This window comes from Amycolatopsis sp. NBRC 101858, from assembly GCF_030269325.1.
Taxonomy (GTDB): domain Bacteria; phylum Actinomycetota; class Actinomycetes; order Mycobacteriales; family Pseudonocardiaceae; genus Amycolatopsis; species Amycolatopsis ponsaeliensis.
The window spans coordinates 2,461,125-2,476,609 of record NZ_BSTD01000001.1; the positions used below are offsets into that span (position 1 = coordinate 2,461,125).

General features: G+C 71.7%; 12 protein-coding genes. 9 read left to right on the top strand and 3 right to left on the bottom strand.

Annotation, left to right across the window (positions count from 1 at the left end):
- Entirely contained in the window at positions 1-1,338 is a 1,338-nt protein-coding gene (locus QSK39_RS11950) for a sensor histidine kinase (RefSeq protein WP_285477669.1), read from the bottom strand.
- A gap of 102 nt (positions 1,339-1,440) precedes the next feature.
- A complete protein-coding gene (locus QSK39_RS11955; protein WP_285477670.1) occupies positions 1,441-2,883 on the bottom strand; it encodes a CCA tRNA nucleotidyltransferase in 1,443 nt (480 codons plus the stop codon).
- Positions 2,884-2,982: 99 nt separating this feature from the next.
- Here QSK39_RS11955 and QSK39_RS11960 point away from each other — a divergent pair, with 99 nt between their 5' ends.
- The 9 genes from QSK39_RS11960 to QSK39_RS12000 all read left to right on the top strand — a co-directional run bounded on the left by QSK39_RS11960 (position 2,983) and on the right by QSK39_RS12000 (position 14,588).
- Positions 2,983-3,537, top strand: a complete 555-nt coding sequence (locus QSK39_RS11960; protein ID WP_284743449.1) for an NUDIX hydrolase — start codon at positions 2,983-2,985, stop codon at positions 3,535-3,537.
- Positions 3,534-5,690, top strand: coding sequence for a DUF6049 family protein (locus QSK39_RS11965; RefSeq protein ID WP_285477671.1), 2,157 nt, complete (start codon positions 3,534-3,536; stop codon positions 5,688-5,690). Before QSK39_RS11960 ends, QSK39_RS11965 begins: the two co-directional genes overlap by 4 nt.
- 1,039 nt (positions 5,691-6,729) lie before the next feature.
- A complete protein-coding gene (murJ, locus tag QSK39_RS11970) occupies positions 6,730-8,634 on the top strand; it encodes a murein biosynthesis integral membrane protein MurJ (protein WP_285478004.1) in 1,905 nt (634 codons plus the stop codon).
- Between the two features lie 79 nt (positions 8,635-8,713).
- Positions 8,714-10,303 carry a protein kinase family protein gene (locus QSK39_RS11975; RefSeq protein WP_502873261.1) on the top strand — a complete coding sequence of 530 codons (1,590 nt, stop codon included), beginning with the start codon at positions 8,714-8,716 and terminating at the stop codon, positions 10,301-10,303.
- A 31-nt stretch (positions 10,304-10,334) separates the two neighbouring features.
- Positions 10,335-10,958 carry an RNA polymerase sigma factor SigM gene (gene sigM / locus QSK39_RS11980; protein WP_086679039.1) on the top strand — a complete coding sequence of 208 codons (624 nt, stop codon included), beginning with the start codon at positions 10,335-10,337 and terminating at the stop codon, positions 10,956-10,958.
- Positions 10,955-11,740 (top strand): RsmA family anti-sigma factor, encoded by a 786-nt coding sequence (locus QSK39_RS11985; RefSeq protein WP_285477673.1) that lies wholly within the window; start codon positions 10,955-10,957, stop codon positions 11,738-11,740. Before sigM ends, QSK39_RS11985 begins: the two co-directional genes overlap by 4 nt.
- Before the next feature lie 76 nt (positions 11,741-11,816).
- Complete coding sequence (trxB, locus tag QSK39_RS11990; protein WP_285477674.1) at positions 11,817-12,809, top strand: thioredoxin-disulfide reductase; 993 nt, start codon at positions 11,817-11,819, stop codon at positions 12,807-12,809.
- Positions 12,810-12,843: 34 nt separating this feature from the next.
- Positions 12,844-13,167 (top strand): thioredoxin, encoded by a 324-nt coding sequence (trxA, locus tag QSK39_RS11995; protein ID WP_020642536.1) that lies wholly within the window; start codon positions 12,844-12,846, stop codon positions 13,165-13,167.
- 272 nt (positions 13,168-13,439) lie between these two features.
- Entirely contained in the window at positions 13,440-14,588 is a 1,149-nt protein-coding gene (locus tag QSK39_RS12000; protein ID WP_285477675.1) for an N-acetylmuramoyl-L-alanine amidase, read from the top strand.
- 232 nt (positions 14,589-14,820) lie between these two features.
- On the opposite strand, the gene QSK39_RS12005 is transcribed toward QSK39_RS12000, so the two are convergent.
- A complete protein-coding gene (locus tag QSK39_RS12005) occupies positions 14,821-15,465 on the bottom strand; it encodes a GNAT family N-acetyltransferase (RefSeq protein ID WP_285477676.1) in 645 nt (214 codons plus the stop codon).
- Between the last annotated feature and the right edge of the window lie 20 nt (positions 15,466-15,485).

Here is a 15,485-nt window from a genome sequence, read left to right on the forward strand (position 1 = left end):
TCAGAACGGGACCCAAAGCGTCACTCGGGTGCCGCCCCCGGCGAGTCCCGATTCGACCAGCGACGTCCCGCCGACCTCGGCCAGCCGCGCGGTGATCGACTCGCTGATGCCGAACCCGGCCGGGTGATCGGCCGCGCTGAAGCCGGCGCCGTGGTCGCGGGTGATGACGGCGATCCCGCCCTCGCGCTCCTCGACGCGCACCACGACCCGGTCGGTGCCGGAGTGCTTCATCGTGTTCCGCATGGCCTCGCGCACGGCGTCGCGGATGGCGATCTGCCGGACCTCCGACAGCGTGTCGTCGTCCAGTTCGGCCACCACGAGCTGGGCACGCAGCCCGTCGCGCGCCATCTCGGCGGCGAGCGCGGCGAGCTTCTCGCCCAGCGGCCGGGCACCGTCCTCGGCCCGCTCGGACGCCGCCGACTCGATCGTCTGCCGGATCTCCATCGCCTGCGCCCGGGCGAGCCGCTGGATCTCGACCAGCCGTTCTTCGGCGTTCGACGTGCCGGAGAGCGCCATCGCCTCGAGCGTCTGCAGCACGGTGTCGTGCAGCATCCGGTGCTGCTGGGCGCGCTCGGCCAGCCGGCCGTTGCGGGTGCCGTAGGCCAGGGCCAGCCGGGTGCCGAGCCCGGTCAGCACCAGCGCGGCAGCGGCCAGGAACAGCTCGGCGAGCAGCGCCGAGAAGGTCGAGAACGCGGCCCCGACGTGGAACTGCCCGGTGTTGAGCCAGTTCGCGAGCATCCGCAGCGGGAAGCTCGCGAGACCGAACACGAGCCCGCTGGGGACGCCGAGCGCGAGCGTCAGCAGCCCGGCCTCGCCGAGCAGGTGGACGCTGCTGACCGCCAGCGCGTCGAAGTACACCGAGGTCGGGACGGTCAGCGCGAGGACCAGCGGCGACAGCACGGTGAAGACCAGGTCGGCCGCCAGCAGCTTCCCCGCGTCGCGGCCGCGGTACGGCGCCGAGCGGAACATCCAGCGGAAGCCGACCAGGTTCACCACGACCGAGAGCAGCGTGAACACCCCGACCGGCAGCAGCCCGGCCGAGCCGTTCCGGATGGCGAAGACGCCGAACTGGCCGGGCACCGCGAGCAGCCGGAAGGCCAGCGGGATGAGCACGACGTACCGCGTGGCGCGCAGCAGCAGGCCGTCGCGCCGGCTCGGGTCGATCGGCCCGGCCATCTTCGAGATCCGCTTCAGCGCGTGGATCGGGGTCGGGTCGCCGATCTCGTCGGAGAGCTCGCTGGTGGCCGTCGCGATCGCGGGCGCGCCCTGCCGCAGCAGCGCCACGAAGAAGCTGCCCCCGGTCGCCTGCTTCGGCGGGTCGGGCGCTTCGGTGGACATCGCGCGGACAACCCCCTGGTCACGTTGGTGAACCGAGGTTAGGGAGTATCACCGATCCGCGGTGTCCAGGTCCAGGCTTCCACGGAATTCACAGTGAGTTGGTCAGGAATTTCCGATTCCCTGCTCGGCGGCCCACTTCTTCAGCTCCGCCACGGCGTCGTCGTGCTCCAGCGGCCCGCGGTCCAGGCGCAGCTCCTTGAGGAACTTCCACGCCTTGCCGACGTCCGGCCCCGGCTTGAGGCCGAGCAGCTCCATGATCTCTTCGCCGTTGAGGTCCGGCCGCACGCGATCGAGGTCTTCCTTGGCCTTGAGCGCGGCGATGCGGGCCTCGAGGTCGTCGTAGGTCGCCTGCAGCGCCGCCGCCTTCCGGCGGTTGCGCGTGGTGCAGTCGGCGCGGACCAGCTTGTGCAGCCGGGTCAGCAGCGGGCCGGCGTCGGTGACGTACCGGCGGACCGCCGAGTCCGTCCACTCGCCCTTGCCGTAGCCGTGGAACCGCAGGTGGAGGAACACGAGCTGGGAGACGTCGTCGATGATCTCCTTGGAGAACTTCAACGCCCGCAAACGTTTGCGGGCCATCCGCGCCCCGACCACCTCGTGGTGGTGGAAGCTCACCCCGCCGCCCGGCTGGAACTCCCGCGTCGCCGGCTTGCCGACGTCGTGCAGCAGCGCCGCCAGGCGCAGGATGAGGTCCGGCTCCGACGTCGGCTCGTGCGACTTCTCCAGGTCGATCGCCTGGGCCAGCACGGTCAGCGAGTGCTGGTAGACGTCCTTGTGCTGGTGGTGCTCGTCGATCGCCAGCCGCATCCCGGGCACCTCGGGCAGCACGCGGTCGCCGAGGCCGGTGTCGACCAGCAGCTCCAGCCCGGGCCGCGGGTCGTCGGCGAGCAGCAGCTTCGACAGCTCGGCCTGGACGCGCTCGGCGGTGATCCGGTCGATCTCGCTCGCCATCGACGTCATCGCGTCGACCACGCGCGGCGCGGCGGTGAAGCCGAGCTGCGCGGCGAACCGGGCGGCCCGCAGCATCCGCAGCGGGTCGTCGGCGAACGACTCCTGCGGCGTCGCCGGCGTGTCGAGGACCTTCTCCCGCAACGCGCTCAAGCCGTCGTGCGGGTCGATGAACGTCTTCGTGGCCAGCTCGACGGCCATCGCGTTGACCGTGAAGTCGCGGCGGAGCAGGTCGCCCTCGATGCTGTCGCCGAAGGTGACCTCGGGGTTGCGGCCGACGCGGTCGTAGCTGTCCGCGCGGAACGTCGTGATCTCGAGCTGCATGCCCTTCTTCGTCACGCCGACCGTGCCGAACGCGATGCCGACGTCCCAGACCGCGTCGCCCCACTCGCTGACGATCTTCAGCACCCGGTCCGGCCGGGCGTCGGTGGTGAAGTCGAGGTCGCCGGAGCGCCGGCCGAGCAGCGCGTCGCGCACGCTCCCGCCGACGAGGTACAGGCGGTGCCCGGCCCGGGCGAACCTCTCGGCCAGCTCGTCCGCCAGGGGGGAGAGCCGCATCAGCTCGACCACCGCGTTCTCCTTGGCGACCACGTCGTTCACGAAAATCCCACTACGTTCGGGTGTGGTTACTACAGGCACCACCGGACAGGACACGGAGAGCCAGCCTACCGGGGCAACCGTTTGCTCTAGCATCGCAGCATGTCTGGATCAGCCGGCCGTCCTGGCGCCTCCAAGCCGCGGAGGCGGCGCAGGCGTCAGCGCGGCAGGCGCCTGACCACGGTCGACGAGACGTCGGCCGGTGGCCTCGTGGTGGACGCCGAGCGCGAACAGGCGGTGCTGATCGGCCGGCTCGACCGGCACGGCAGACTGCTGTGGTCGCTGCCCAAGGGCCACATCGAGGACGGTGAGACGGTGGAACAGACGGCCGTGCGCGAGGTCAAGGAGGAAACCGGCATCTCCGCGCGCGTGCTGCGGCCACTGGGCACCATCGACTACTGGTTCGTGGCCGAGAAGCGGCGGATCCACAAGACCGTCCACCACTTCCTGCTCGAAGCGCTCGGCGGCGAGCTCTCCGACGAAGACGTCGAGGTCACCGAGGTGGCCTGGGTACCGCTGGCCGAGCTGGAGACCAAACTCGCCTACTCCGACGAGCGCAAGCTCGTCCGGAAGGCCAGTCAGATGCTCAAGGAACTTTTCGCGCGCCCGGACGTCCACGGACGAGACGAGCACGCCCCTGAGGGAGCCCCCGAGTGAAGCGGTTCGCCGCAGCCTTCCTTTCCGTCCTCTTCCTGGCCGTCCCCGCCCTCACCGGAGCCACGGTGGCACAGGCGGAGGAAGGCGCCCGCCTGCGCGTCGAGCTGAACGAGCTCAACCCGCGCGTGGTCACCGGCTCGACGACGACGCTGACCGTGTCCGGAACGGTGACCAACACCGGCGACCGCAAGGTCAACCGGCCGCAGGTCCGCCTGCAGGTCGGCGACCGGGTCACGACCTCGCGCGGGGTCAACGACGTGCTGTCGGGCGCCGTCATCAAGGACTCCCCGCTGACCGACTTCAGCTCGGTCGCGGACTCGCTGGAGCCCGGGCAGAGCGCGCCGCTGAACATCACGGTGAACCTGACCGGCTCGAAGGCCGCGCAGTTCAACCGCCCCGGCGTCTACCCGCTGCTGGTGAACGTCAACGGCACGCCGGAGTTCGGCGGGCCCGCGCGGCTGGGCGCGGTCAGCATGCTGATGCCGGTGCTCGCCGGGCCGGGCAAGTCGGCCGGGCACCCGTCGGCGGGCGCGCCGAGCATGACCCTGCTCTGGCCGCTGACCAGCGGCGTCCCCCCGGTCTACGCGGCGCCCTACGGCCAGCCGCTGGTGCTGCGCGACGACCGGCTGGCCGACGAGATCGGCCCCGACGGCCGGCTGAACGCGCTGGTCACCTCCGCGTCCACAGCCATGCACGGCGACTCGACCCTCGCGAAGTCGATGTGCTTCGCGCTCGACCCGGACCTGCTGGCCACCGTCGACTCGATGAGCCGCGGCTACCAGGTGCACACCGAGAACGGGAACGTCGACGGCAAGGGCGCCCAGACCGCGAAGACGTGGCTGACCTCGCTGCGCACCTTGCTGACCGGCCGGTGCGTGGTGGCGCTGCCCTTCGCCGACGCCGACCTCAACACCGTCTCGCGGATCCGTCCCGGCGACCCCATCCTGGTCGCCCAGGCGGCCGCGGCGGCGTCGACGATCCAGCAGCTGGCCGGCGTCACGCCGCAGACCGGCGTGCTCTGGCCGGACGGCACGCTCAACGAAGCGGTGCTCACCGCCCTGACCCAGGCCGGCGTCAAGACCGTCCTCACGGACGCGGCGAAGCTCGCCCCCGCCGGTGTGGGCGGCGGGGTCACCGTGCAGGGCAGCACGGTCCGCGCCCAGCCGACCGACTCGCTGATCTCCGCGGCGATGAACGGCGTGCCGAGCGTGCCCGACTCGGTCACCGTCGCCGCGAGCACCGAGCGGGCGATCGCCAGCCAGAACGGGCTCGGCGCGCTCGCCTTCCGGGCCGGTCTCGGCCTGCCGGCCGGGCAGGAGCGCCCGAAGCACCTGCTCGTCGCCCCGCCGCGGCGCTGGGACGCCCCGGCCGCCGAGCTCACGGCGTACCTGCAGCAGGTCGGCGACTTCCTCAACGCCGGGGTGGTCACGGCGGAGTCGCTCCCGTCGCTGCTGTCCGCGGACCCGGCGGGCCCCGGCGCGGTCGGCGACGGCGGCCAGAACCCCGACGCGGCCATCGACCCCGCCGTCGTCTCGACGTTGGCGAAGCTCGACGACCAGGCCACCGGGATGGCGTCCGCGATGCAGCTGGACCCCACCAAGCGGGTCAAGCCGGAGGACGTCGTCGCGTCGGTGCGGCTGGCCGAGCTGCGTGGCGCCTCCACCGGCTGGCGGGGCCTGCCTGCCGACGCGGCGACCGCGAACGCGCGGGCCGAGATCGGGGCCATCAGCGACCGGGTGAGCGTCCGGCAGCCGCAGCAGATCATCGCGCTGGCGTCCGGCAACTCCCCGCTGCCGGTGTACGTGGTGAACGACCTGCCGGTCGGGATCAACGCGCGGTTCTCGCTCAACAACAACACGGGCCTGCGCGCGGACGAAGCCAAGGAGGTGTCGTTCCCCGCGGGCGGCGGCCGGCAGTACTTCCTCCCCGTGGAGGCGCTGCGGGCCGGCCGGTTCAGTGTCGATGTGTCGTTGAGCACGCCCACCGGTACCCCGCTCGGGTCATCCGCGCGGTTCGAGCTGACGTCGACGGAGTACGGCGCGATCACCATCATCGCGACCGTCGCCGCAGGTGTGGCCCTACTTCTGCTGGCCTCCCGGCGCATCTACCGGCGGGTGAAGGACGCCCGCGCGGGTCGCGACTTGGTGGACTGATCCCTCGGCCTTCGAGTGTTCCGGGCGGTTCCCGATTACTCTTGGTCCGCACGTACGCGGCACCGGGCCGCGGGCACCGGACCGAGCACCGAGGATTGGGCACGCGTTGGAGAGAGAGCCGGGCTTACCACCCGAGCGTGCGAGTCGTCCTCGGCGCGATGGCGCTCCACCCCCGCAACGGGGTGACGGGCCCCCGCGCGCGTCGCAGCCGGTCCGCCGCCAGCCGCCACCCCAGCAGCCGCCTCCGCCGGAGCGCGGCCGCCGCCAGCCGCCCCGAAACGGCCACACACGCCAGATGCCGCCCCCCGAGGACGCGACGGTCCGTGATCAACGCCCGATGCGCGAAGACGGCCCACCCCGCCGCCCGGCCCGCGAAGACGCCCCGCCGCCCCGGCGGCCCGCGCGCGACGACGCACCGCCGAGGCGACCGGCTCGCGAGGACGGCCCACCACGCCGCCGCCCGCGCGACGACGCCCCCGACGGCCGCCCGGTCCGCGACGAGGGACACCCCCGCGAGGGTCGCCCCGTCCGCGACGACCTGCCTCCCCGTGAGGGACGACCGGTCCGCGACGAAGCGGTCGTCCGCGACCAACGACCACCCCGCGACGGCCACCCGGGCCGCGACGACCTCCCTCCGCGCGAAGGCCGCCCCGTCCGCGACGAAGGGGTCGTCCGCGACCAGCGGCCACCCCGCGACGACCTGCCCCCGCGTGACGGCCGGCCGGTCCGCGACGAAGCGCTGATCCGCGACCAGCGGCCGCCTCGCGACGCCCAGCCGGTCCGCGACGACCTGCCCCCCGGCGACGCCTGGCCCGTCCACGACGAGGCCCCGCCCCGCGAGCCGCAGCGTCCGGCCCGGCGAGTCCCGCCGCCGGGGCCGCCGCCGCAGCAACCCCCGCCGCGTGGCGGGCAGCCGCCCCGGGCCGCCGGTGGCCCGGCGCCCACGCGCGTCCAGCCCGTGCCGCCGGTCCCCGGCCCGCCGGGGCAGCCGTCGGCCCAGGGCCGGCTACCGCAGCCCGCCCCGCCGCTGCCGCCACCCGTGACCCCGCCGCCGGGCACGCCGGCCGCGGGCAACCCGGCTCCCGGGACGCCGCCGCCCGGCATCCCGGTGCCCCCGCGCGGCCGCGGCTCCCGGCGTCCGGCGCCGGTCCGGCCGTGGCAGGAGGAGGCCCAGCGCCCGCCCGACCCGGAGGCCACGCGGTTCATCCCGCGCACCGCCGGCGTCCCGATGAACTCGCGCTGGCCGGTCGCCGACCCGGACGTCATGCGCCCGTACGACGCCCTGGCCACTCAGGTCATGCCGGCGCTCAAGGGGCCGCTGGTCAAGCCGAGGCCGGACGAAGAGGCCCCGGCCAAGGCGCCGTCGCTGGCGAAGGCGTCCGGCCGGATGGCGATCGCTTCGCTGATCAGCCGGATCACCGGCTTCCTGTGGAAGCTGCTGCTGGTCGCCGCCATCGGCCAGGGCATCGCGAACGACTCGTTCAACGTCGCCAACACGATGCCGAACATCATCTTCGAGCTGCTGATGGGTGGCGTCCTCGCCAGCGTGGTGGTCCCGCTGCTGGTGCGGTCCCAGGACGAGCCCGACGGCGGCGCGGCCTACACCCAGCGGCTCATCACCGTGGCGTTCTCGCTGCTGCTGGTCGGCACGGTGGTCGCGGTGCTCGCGGCCCCGGCGTTCACCAGCCTCTACGTCGACGGCTCCGGCAAAGCCAGCTCGTCGCTGACCACGGCCTTCGCCTACCTGCTGCTGCCGGAGATCTTCTTCTACGGCGTGTTCGCGCTGCTCTCGGCGGTGCTGAACGCCAAGCAGATCTTCGGCCCGACGGCGTGGGCGCCGGTGATCAACAACCTGGTCGTCATCTTCACGATCATGGTCGTCTGGGTCATGCCGGGCGACATCGACACCGCGAACCCGTCGATCACCGACCCGAAGGTGCTGACGCTCGGCATCGGCGTCACGGGCGGCATCATCGCCCAGGCGTTCCTGCTGGTGCCGCCGCTGCTGCGCTCGGGCTTCCGGTTCAAGTGGCGCTGGGGCATCGACAAGCAGATGAAGGAGTTCGGCGGCCTCGCGCTGTGGATCCTCGGCTACGTCGCGGTGAGCCAGGTCGGCTACACGATCAACACGCGCGTGCTGACCAGCGGTTCACCCGGTGGTGTGACCGCGTACAGCAACGCCTGGCTGCTCTTCCAGCTGCCGTACGGCGTCATCGGCGTCTCGCTGCTGACGGCGATCATGCCCCGGATGAGCCGCGCCGCCGCCGACGGCGACCACAAGAAGCTGATCGGCGACCTCTCGTACGCGTCCCGGATGTCGACGGTGATGCTCGTCCCGATCTCCGCGGTGATGACCGTGGTCGGCGGCTCGATCGGCATCGCGCTTTTCACCTTCGGCAAGGGCACGATCGAGACCGCCGAACGGCTCGGCGACGCGCTCGCGATCTCGGCGTTCGCGTTGCTGCCGTACGCGCTGGTCATGCTCCAGATGCGCGTCTTCTACGCGATGAAGGACGCCCGGACGCCGACGCTGATCATGATCGTGATGACGCTGGTCAAGGTGCCGCTGCTGTACCTGTGCCCGGTGCTGCTGTCGCCGGACAACGTCGTGCTCGGCGTCATGATGGTCAACGCGCTGACGTTCGTCGTCGGCGCGATCCTCGGCCAGGTGTGGCTCTGGGTGACCCTGGGTAACCTGCGGAGCAAGCGGGTGATCGGCGTGATCCTCTTCACGGTCGTCGCCAGCGGGCTCGGCGTCGGCGCGGCCTGGGTGGCCGGGCAGATCGTGCCGGACTCGTTCGGGCCGACCTTGGGGGCCTGGATCAAGCTCTTCCTGCAGGGCATCGTGGGGATCGTGGTCTCGTTCGGGGTACTCATGGCGCTGAAGGTCGAGGAGCTGAAACCGGCGACTTCGAGGTTCACCCGGTTGATCAAGCGGGGGTAACGATTCCGGTACGGATGGCGACGACTCCCGCGTCGTATTCTGGGTAACCTTGAGGCGGGGAGCTAACGGGAGAGTGCGGGTGGACACGAGGCGGAGCGAACAGGCGGGGGGTGCGAACCACGTGGGCAAGGCCCAGGTCGGATCGCTGGCCCCCGGGCGCGTGGTCGGCGACGGCCGCTACCGCCTCCTCGCGCAGTTCGGCGTGGACGAGCGGGGTGACGCGCACCTTTGGCGTGCCCGCGACGGGCAGCTGAAGCGGGACGTCGCGCTGACCCTGCTGGTCGGCGACCCGGCCGACCCGGAAGCCGCGCGGCTCGCGCGGCGCACCCTCGAACGCGCGACGCACGCGTCGAAGTTCGGCCACGGCGGCGTCGCCCGCGTGCTCGACGTGCTCGCCCTCGGCAGCGGTATCACCTCCAGCGAAGGCCTGCTCGGCGTCGTCGTCGCGGAGTGGACCAAGGGCAGCGACCTGGTGGACCTCGTCGCGCAGCGGCCGGTGGCCCCCGCCGCGGCCGCGCGGATGGTGCAGGCGCTGGCCGAAGCCGTCGAACAGGCTCACCAGAACGGGCTCGTCCTCGGGCTCGACCACCCCCAGCGGCTGCGGCTGACGCCGAGCGGCGCGCTGAAGCTCGCGTTCCCCGGCCCGCTGCCGGAGGCGACGCTGCGCGACGACGTCAAGGCGCTCGGCGCGGTCCTCTACCTGCTCCTGACCGGACGCTGGGCGCTGCCCGGCGGCCCGCCCGCGATCCAGCCGGCCCCGACCACGCCGCAGGGGCGGATCGTCCCGCCGCGGCAGCTCATCCCCACGGTGCCCGCCGACCTGTCGTCGCTGGCCGTCCGGACGATCGAGGACGGCGGCAACGGCGGCATCCGCACCAGCGCGGCCATCCTCCGGATGCTCGACCAGGTGGCCGAGGAAGAGGAGCGCACCCAGCTGATCAAGGCCGTCGGCGGGGACGCCGCCGAGGGCGAAGGCACGGTCTGGACGACGAAGAAGCCGGTCAAGGACGTCGCTCGGCGGCGCAAGCTCGCGCTCGGCGTCACCGTCCTGGTGGTCGCGACCGTCGTCATCCTCGCCTGGGGCGGGCTGATGCTGATCAACGTCTTCCAGGGCGACTCGAAGGCGAGCGGGCCGACGATCAACGTCGCCGCGCCCCCGGCGTCGAGCCAGCCGGCCGGGCAGCCGCCCGCGTCGAGCCAGCCGGCCCCGCCGCCGTCGCCGGCCGTGGGTGCCGCGGTGAAGCCGCAGGCCGTCGCCGTCTACAACCCCGAGGGCAAGGGCGACAACACCGCGCGGGCGAAGTACGCGACGGACGGCAAGCCCGAGACGCAGTGGCGCACCGAGCAGTACAAGCAGCAGTTCCCCGTCATCAAGCCGGGCGTCGGGCTGGTCGTCACCTTCAAGGACCCGATCACCCTCAGCCAGGTGCAGGTCATCGGCGGCACCGCGGGCACCAAGGTCGAGATCCGCTCGGCGACCGAGAAGAACCCGGACTTCGCCGACACGAAGGTGGTCGGCAACGGCGACCTGAAGGACGGCGACACGACGATCCCGCTGGCCCAGCCGACGCAGGGTGAGTACTTCATCGTCTGGATCACCGCTCTGGGTGGCGACGACGGGAAGTTCCAGACGGAGATCGCCGACCTGGCGTTCCTGCCTGCGGGGTGACGCACCCGACAGGGTCAGTAGGCTCTTGCGGGTGACAGCTGCAGCTCCCACGGATGCGGATCTGATAGCGGCTCACGCCGCGGGGGACCCTCATGCGTTCAGCGAACTCGTCCAGCGACATCGCGACCGCATGTGGGCGGTCGCCCTGCGCACGGTCCGCGATCCGGAAGAGGCCGCCGACGCGTTGCAGGACGCGTTCATCTCGGCCTTCCGCGCCGCCGACAAGTTCCGCGCGGAGTCGCAGGTCACGACGTGGCTGCACCGGATCGTGGTGAACGCCTGCCTCGACCGGATCCGCCGCCGCCAGGCGCGCCCGACCGTGCCGCTGCCGGAAACCGGCTTCAACGAGCCCGCCACCCCGCGTGACTCGATGGCCGAGCGCGAGACCAGCCTGCTCGTCCGCGAGGCGCTGGACCAGCTGCCCGAGGACCAGCGCGCGCCGATCGTGCTCGTCGACGTCGAGGGCTACTCGGTCGCGGAGACGGCGAAGATGCTGGGTATCGCGGAAGGCACCGTGAAGAGCCGGTGCGCCCGGGGCCGCGGAAAACTCGCGAAGGTTCTCGGACACCTGCGGAACCCCGATGCGATTGCGAACGTCCCAACTCACGAAAGCAAACGGGCCGGGCGCCAGCCGGGTAGCGGGGAGGGACGATGACGGACGAAAGCCGGGGGATCGGGGGGACCGTCGGTCCGCCCTGGTCTGTCGACGTGCTCGCCGATCTCCACGCCGGTGTCCTGGACGACGCTCAGGCGGCGGAGCTGTGGCCGCTGGTCGACGCCGACCCCGAAGCCCGCGCGATCCTCGACGCACTCGACGCGACGCAGTCCGATCTGGCTTCGCTCGCCGACGCGCCCGCTCCGCCGATGCCCGCGGAGTTCGCGGCTCGGCTCGACGCGGCGTTGGCCGCCGAAGCAGCCGCCAAGTTTCCGGCGCCGCGCACAGCACCGGAGCAGGCCGGGTCCGGGGACGCCCAGGTGGTGGACCTCGCGGCGGCCCGGCAGCGCCGGAACAAGCGGCTCGGCTGGGCCGCCGGCATCCTGACCGCGGCCGCGGCGGCGGTCGTCGCCGTGACGATCGCGATCCCCGGCACGTCACAGCAGGCCGGCACCCCGAACGTCGCGGCCCCGCCGCCGTCCGGTCCGTCGGTCGGCAACGACGGCAGCGGCGCCCAGGCCCTGATCGGCAAGGCGGTCGGCGTCCGCGACTTCGGCCCGCTGCAGACCGAGGACAAGCTGGACGCCTGCATCGCGGCCGCCGGGCTCGACCCGAAGGTGCGCCCGGAGGGCATCCGCCCGGTGAACGTCGGCGGCAAGGCCGGCGTCATGATCATCCTGACCACCGGCAAGCTCGCCCAGTTCCGGCTCGTGGCCTTCGGCGCGGACTGCGGACCGGGTAATCCGGCTGTCCTGTTCGACAAGGTCGTCGGGGAGAAGTAGCGCCTGTCACCCCGGGAACACCGCCACCTACGATCGTGTTGAGCCTGGTACAGGTCACTACGAGCGGAGGTCACGGGTGGCTGCCGAAGAAATCAGGAACCTGATCATCGTCGGATCGGGTCCTGCCGGATACACCGCTGCCGTTTACGCGGCACGAGCCCAGCTGGAACCGCTGGTGTTCGAGGGCACGCAGTTCGGCGGCGCGCTGATGACGACGACCGAGGTCGAGAACTTCCCGGGGTTCCGCGACGGCATCATGGGTCCGGACCTGATGGAGGAGATGCGCAAGCAGGCCGAGCGCTTCGGCGCCGAGCTGCGCGCGGAGGACGTCGAGTCGCTGGAGCTGACCGGGGACGTCAAGTACGTCAACGCGAACGGCAAGCGCTACGCCGCCCGCGCGGTCGTCCTCGCGATGGGTGCCGCGGCGCGGTACCTGAACGTGCCGGGTGAGCAGGAGCTGCTCGGTCGCGGTGTCTCGGCCTGTGCGACCTGTGACGGCTTCTTCTTCCGCGACCACGACATCGTGGTCGCCGGCGGCGGCGACTCGGCGATGGAGGAGGCGACCTTCCTGACGAAGTTCGCGAAGTCCGTCACGGTCGTCCACCGCCGCGACGAGTTCCGCGCGTCCAAGATCATGCTCGAACGCGCCCGCGCGAACGAGAAGATCAAGTGGAAGCTGAACTCGCAGATCACCGGCGTGGTCGGCGACGGCAAGGTCGAGGGCCTGCAGCTGAAGGACACCAAGGACGGTTCGGAGTCGACGCTGGACGTGTCGGGCTTCTTCGTCGCGATCGGCCACGACCCGCGCAGCCAGCTCGTGAAGGGCCAGGTCGACCTGGACGAGGACGGCTACGTCGTCACCCAGGGGCGGACGTCGTACACGAACCTCGACGGCGTCTTCGCGGCCGGCGACCTGGTGGACCGCACCTACCGGCAGGCGATCACCGCCGCCGGCTCCGGGTGCAGCGCCGCGATCGACGCGGAACGATGGCTCGCGGAGCACGGCGAGTCGGACGCCCACGAGGCGGCCGAGCTGGTCGGCGGCGGCTACGGCGCGGGCACCCACTGACTTTCCGGCTTTCGACCAACCTGAAGGAGAAACCATGTCCAACACCGTGAAGGTGACCGACGCGACGTTCGTCGACGAGGTCCTGACCAGCGAGAAGCCGGTTCTGGTCGACTTCTGGGCCACCTGGTGCGGGCCGTGCAAGATGGTCGCCCCGGTGCTCGAGGAGATCGCGGCCGAGAACGGCGAGAAGCTGACCATCGCCAAGATCGACATCGACGAGAACCCGAACACGCCGCGTGACTACCAGGTGATGTCCATCCCGACGCTGATCCTGTTCCAGGGTGGCAAGCCGGTGAAGCAGATCGTGGGAGCCAAGCCGAAGGCCGCGCTGCTGTCGGATCTCGCCGACGTCCTCTGAACCGAACAAGCCCGGCGGACCCGGGGCCTGCGGGAACCCTCCCGCGGACCCGGGTCCGCCGTCGTTCGGGGGAATCCCGCCCGTGTGGGTGAATCGAGCGTGACGAGGGCCACCGGGGGTGCTGCACGATCGGGCTCTTGACGCACCTACCGGGCCTGCGCTGTCACCGAGAGTTGGCAGGGCACAATAGAGGACCTGGGCCCGTCCCAGCGAAGGTTTTCTTACCACGCACCGAGCCCCCGAATCGGTGCCTTAGGAAGAGCGAGGAGTGCATGCGGGTACTCCGCCGCGGTGACGCCGGTCCGGACGTCGCCGAGATCAGGTCCATCCTGGCCGGGATGGACCTGCTCCCGCCGGTCACCGGTACCGACGACTACGACACGTTCGACGTCGCCGTCGAGCACGCCGTCCGTGCCTTCCAGCAGCGCCGTGGGCTGATGACCGACGGCATCGTGGGTCCGGCGACCTTCCAGGCGCTCAAGGGCGCCAGCTACCACCTGGGCAGCCGCCCGCTGTCCTACATGATCGCGTCCCCGGTGCACGGCGACGACGTCTTCACGCTGCAGGAGCGGCTGACCGAACTCGGCTTCGACGCCGGCCGCCCGGACGGCTACTTCGGCGCGGCGACCGAGCGCGCGCTCAAGACGTTCCAGCGCGACATGCGCCTGACGCCGGACGGCATGTGCGGCCCCGCGACCATCCGTGAGCTGCACCGGCTGTCCTCGCCGCGGGCCCGGGGTGGCCGCCCCGTGTTCCTGCGCGAGCAGGAGCAGGTGCGCCAGGCCGGTCCGCGCCTGCGCGGCAAGCGCATCGTGATCGACCCCGGCCACGGCGGCGACGACCTCGGCGTGGTCGCCGGCGGTCTGCGCGAGGCCGACATCGCGTGGGACCTGGCCCGCCGGCTCGAAGGCCGGATGAAGGCCACGGGCATGGAGGCGCTGATCTCCCGCGGCCCGAACCACAGCCCGACGGAGCTGGAGCGCGCCCAGTTCGCCAACGACGCGGGCGCCGACCTGTTCCTCTCGCTGCACAGCGACAAGAACCCCTCGCCGCGCGCGCAGGGTGTCGCGAGCTTCCACTTCGGCAACGGCAACGGCACGACGTCCACGGTGGGCGAGCTGCTGGCCGGCTTCATCCAGCGCGAGGTCGCGGCCCGCACGGGCCTGCAGGACAACCGCACGCACTACAAGTCGTGGGACATCTTCACCCGCACCCGCTGCCCGGCGGTCCGGGTCGAGATCGGCTACCTGACGAACCCGGACGACGCCCGCAAGCTCGGTGACCCGGCCTTCCGCGACATCGTCGCCGAGGGCATCCTGATCGCCGTCAAGCGCCTGTACCTGCTCGGCGAAGGCGACCAGCCGACGGGAACGTTCACGTTCGCCGACGTCCTGGCGCACGAGCTGGCCAAGGCCGAATAGGGCCGACCACAACCCCTAGCGGCTCACCTTCACCTGCCCCACCACCCCTGGGGACGCACGCCGTGCGTCCCCAGGTTTTCGGGCACTTCTCCACAGCTTGTCCACCGCTCCTATCAGCGCTCTGTGGATAACTCGGCACTTCTTCCACAGTTGTGCACACACGACGGAATCCGTCGTTTCGGGTGTGGTGGAGCACCGGCGCAAACGTTTGCGGCCGGGTGGGAGATGCGGCTCAGGCGCGGCCGAGACTGGGCTCGGCCGTGGTGATCGTCACCTGGCCGAGCAGCCGCTCCAGCGCCGCCTCGACGTCTTCCTTCCAGGTGATCGCCGAGCGCAGTTCCAGGCGCAGGCGCGGCCACTTCTGGTGCGGGCGGACGGTCTTGAAGCCGACGCTCTGCAGGAACGCCGCCGGCAGCACGCAGCTGTGGCCGCCGTCCGGGTCCGTCTCGTCGGGACGTGCGTCGCCGAACGCCTCGATCGCGCGCACGCCGCGTTTCGTCAGGTCCTTGGCGACCGCTTGGACGAGCATCCGGCCGAGGCCGCCGCCGCGGAACTCCGGGAGCACCTGGAACGCCGTCAGCAGGACCGCGTCCGCGCTCGGCGGGGACGTCGGGAAGGCCAGCGAGCGCGGGACGGCGTTCGGCGGGGCGTACAACACGAACCCGACTGGCAGCGTGTCGCTGTAGACGATGCGGCCGCAGGAACCCCACTCGAGCAGGACGCTCGAGACCCAGGCTTCCTTCTCGACCTCGGTGGCGCCGAACTCCTCGGCCTGGTTCTTCAGGTGCGGGGCCAGCTCCCAGTAGACGCACCTGCGGCAGCTCTTCGGCAGGTGCTCCAGGTTGTCCAGTGTGACGCCCACGACGCGACGCGACACCCGCGACCTCCCTGACCCCT

Bases quoted from the DNA above. Each gene is read 5' to 3' on its own strand.
- QSK39_RS11960 (WP_284743449.1), top strand. From the start codon at position 2,983: ATGTCTGGATCAGCCGGCCGTCCTGGCGCCTCCAAGCCGCGGAGGCGG.
- trxA (WP_020642536.1), top strand. From the start codon at position 12,844: ATGTCCAACACCGTGAAGGTGACCGACGCGACGTTCGTCGACGAGGTC.
- QSK39_RS11950 (WP_285477669.1), bottom strand. From the start codon at position 1,338: ATGTCCACCGAAGCGCCCGACCCGCCGAAGCAGGCGACCGGGGGCAGC.
- QSK39_RS12000 (WP_285477675.1), top strand. From the start codon at position 13,440: ATGCGGGTACTCCGCCGCGGTGACGCCGGTCCGGACGTCGCCGAGATC.
- QSK39_RS11985 (WP_285477673.1), top strand. From the start codon at position 10,955: ATGACGGACGAAAGCCGGGGGATCGGGGGGACCGTCGGTCCGCCCTGG.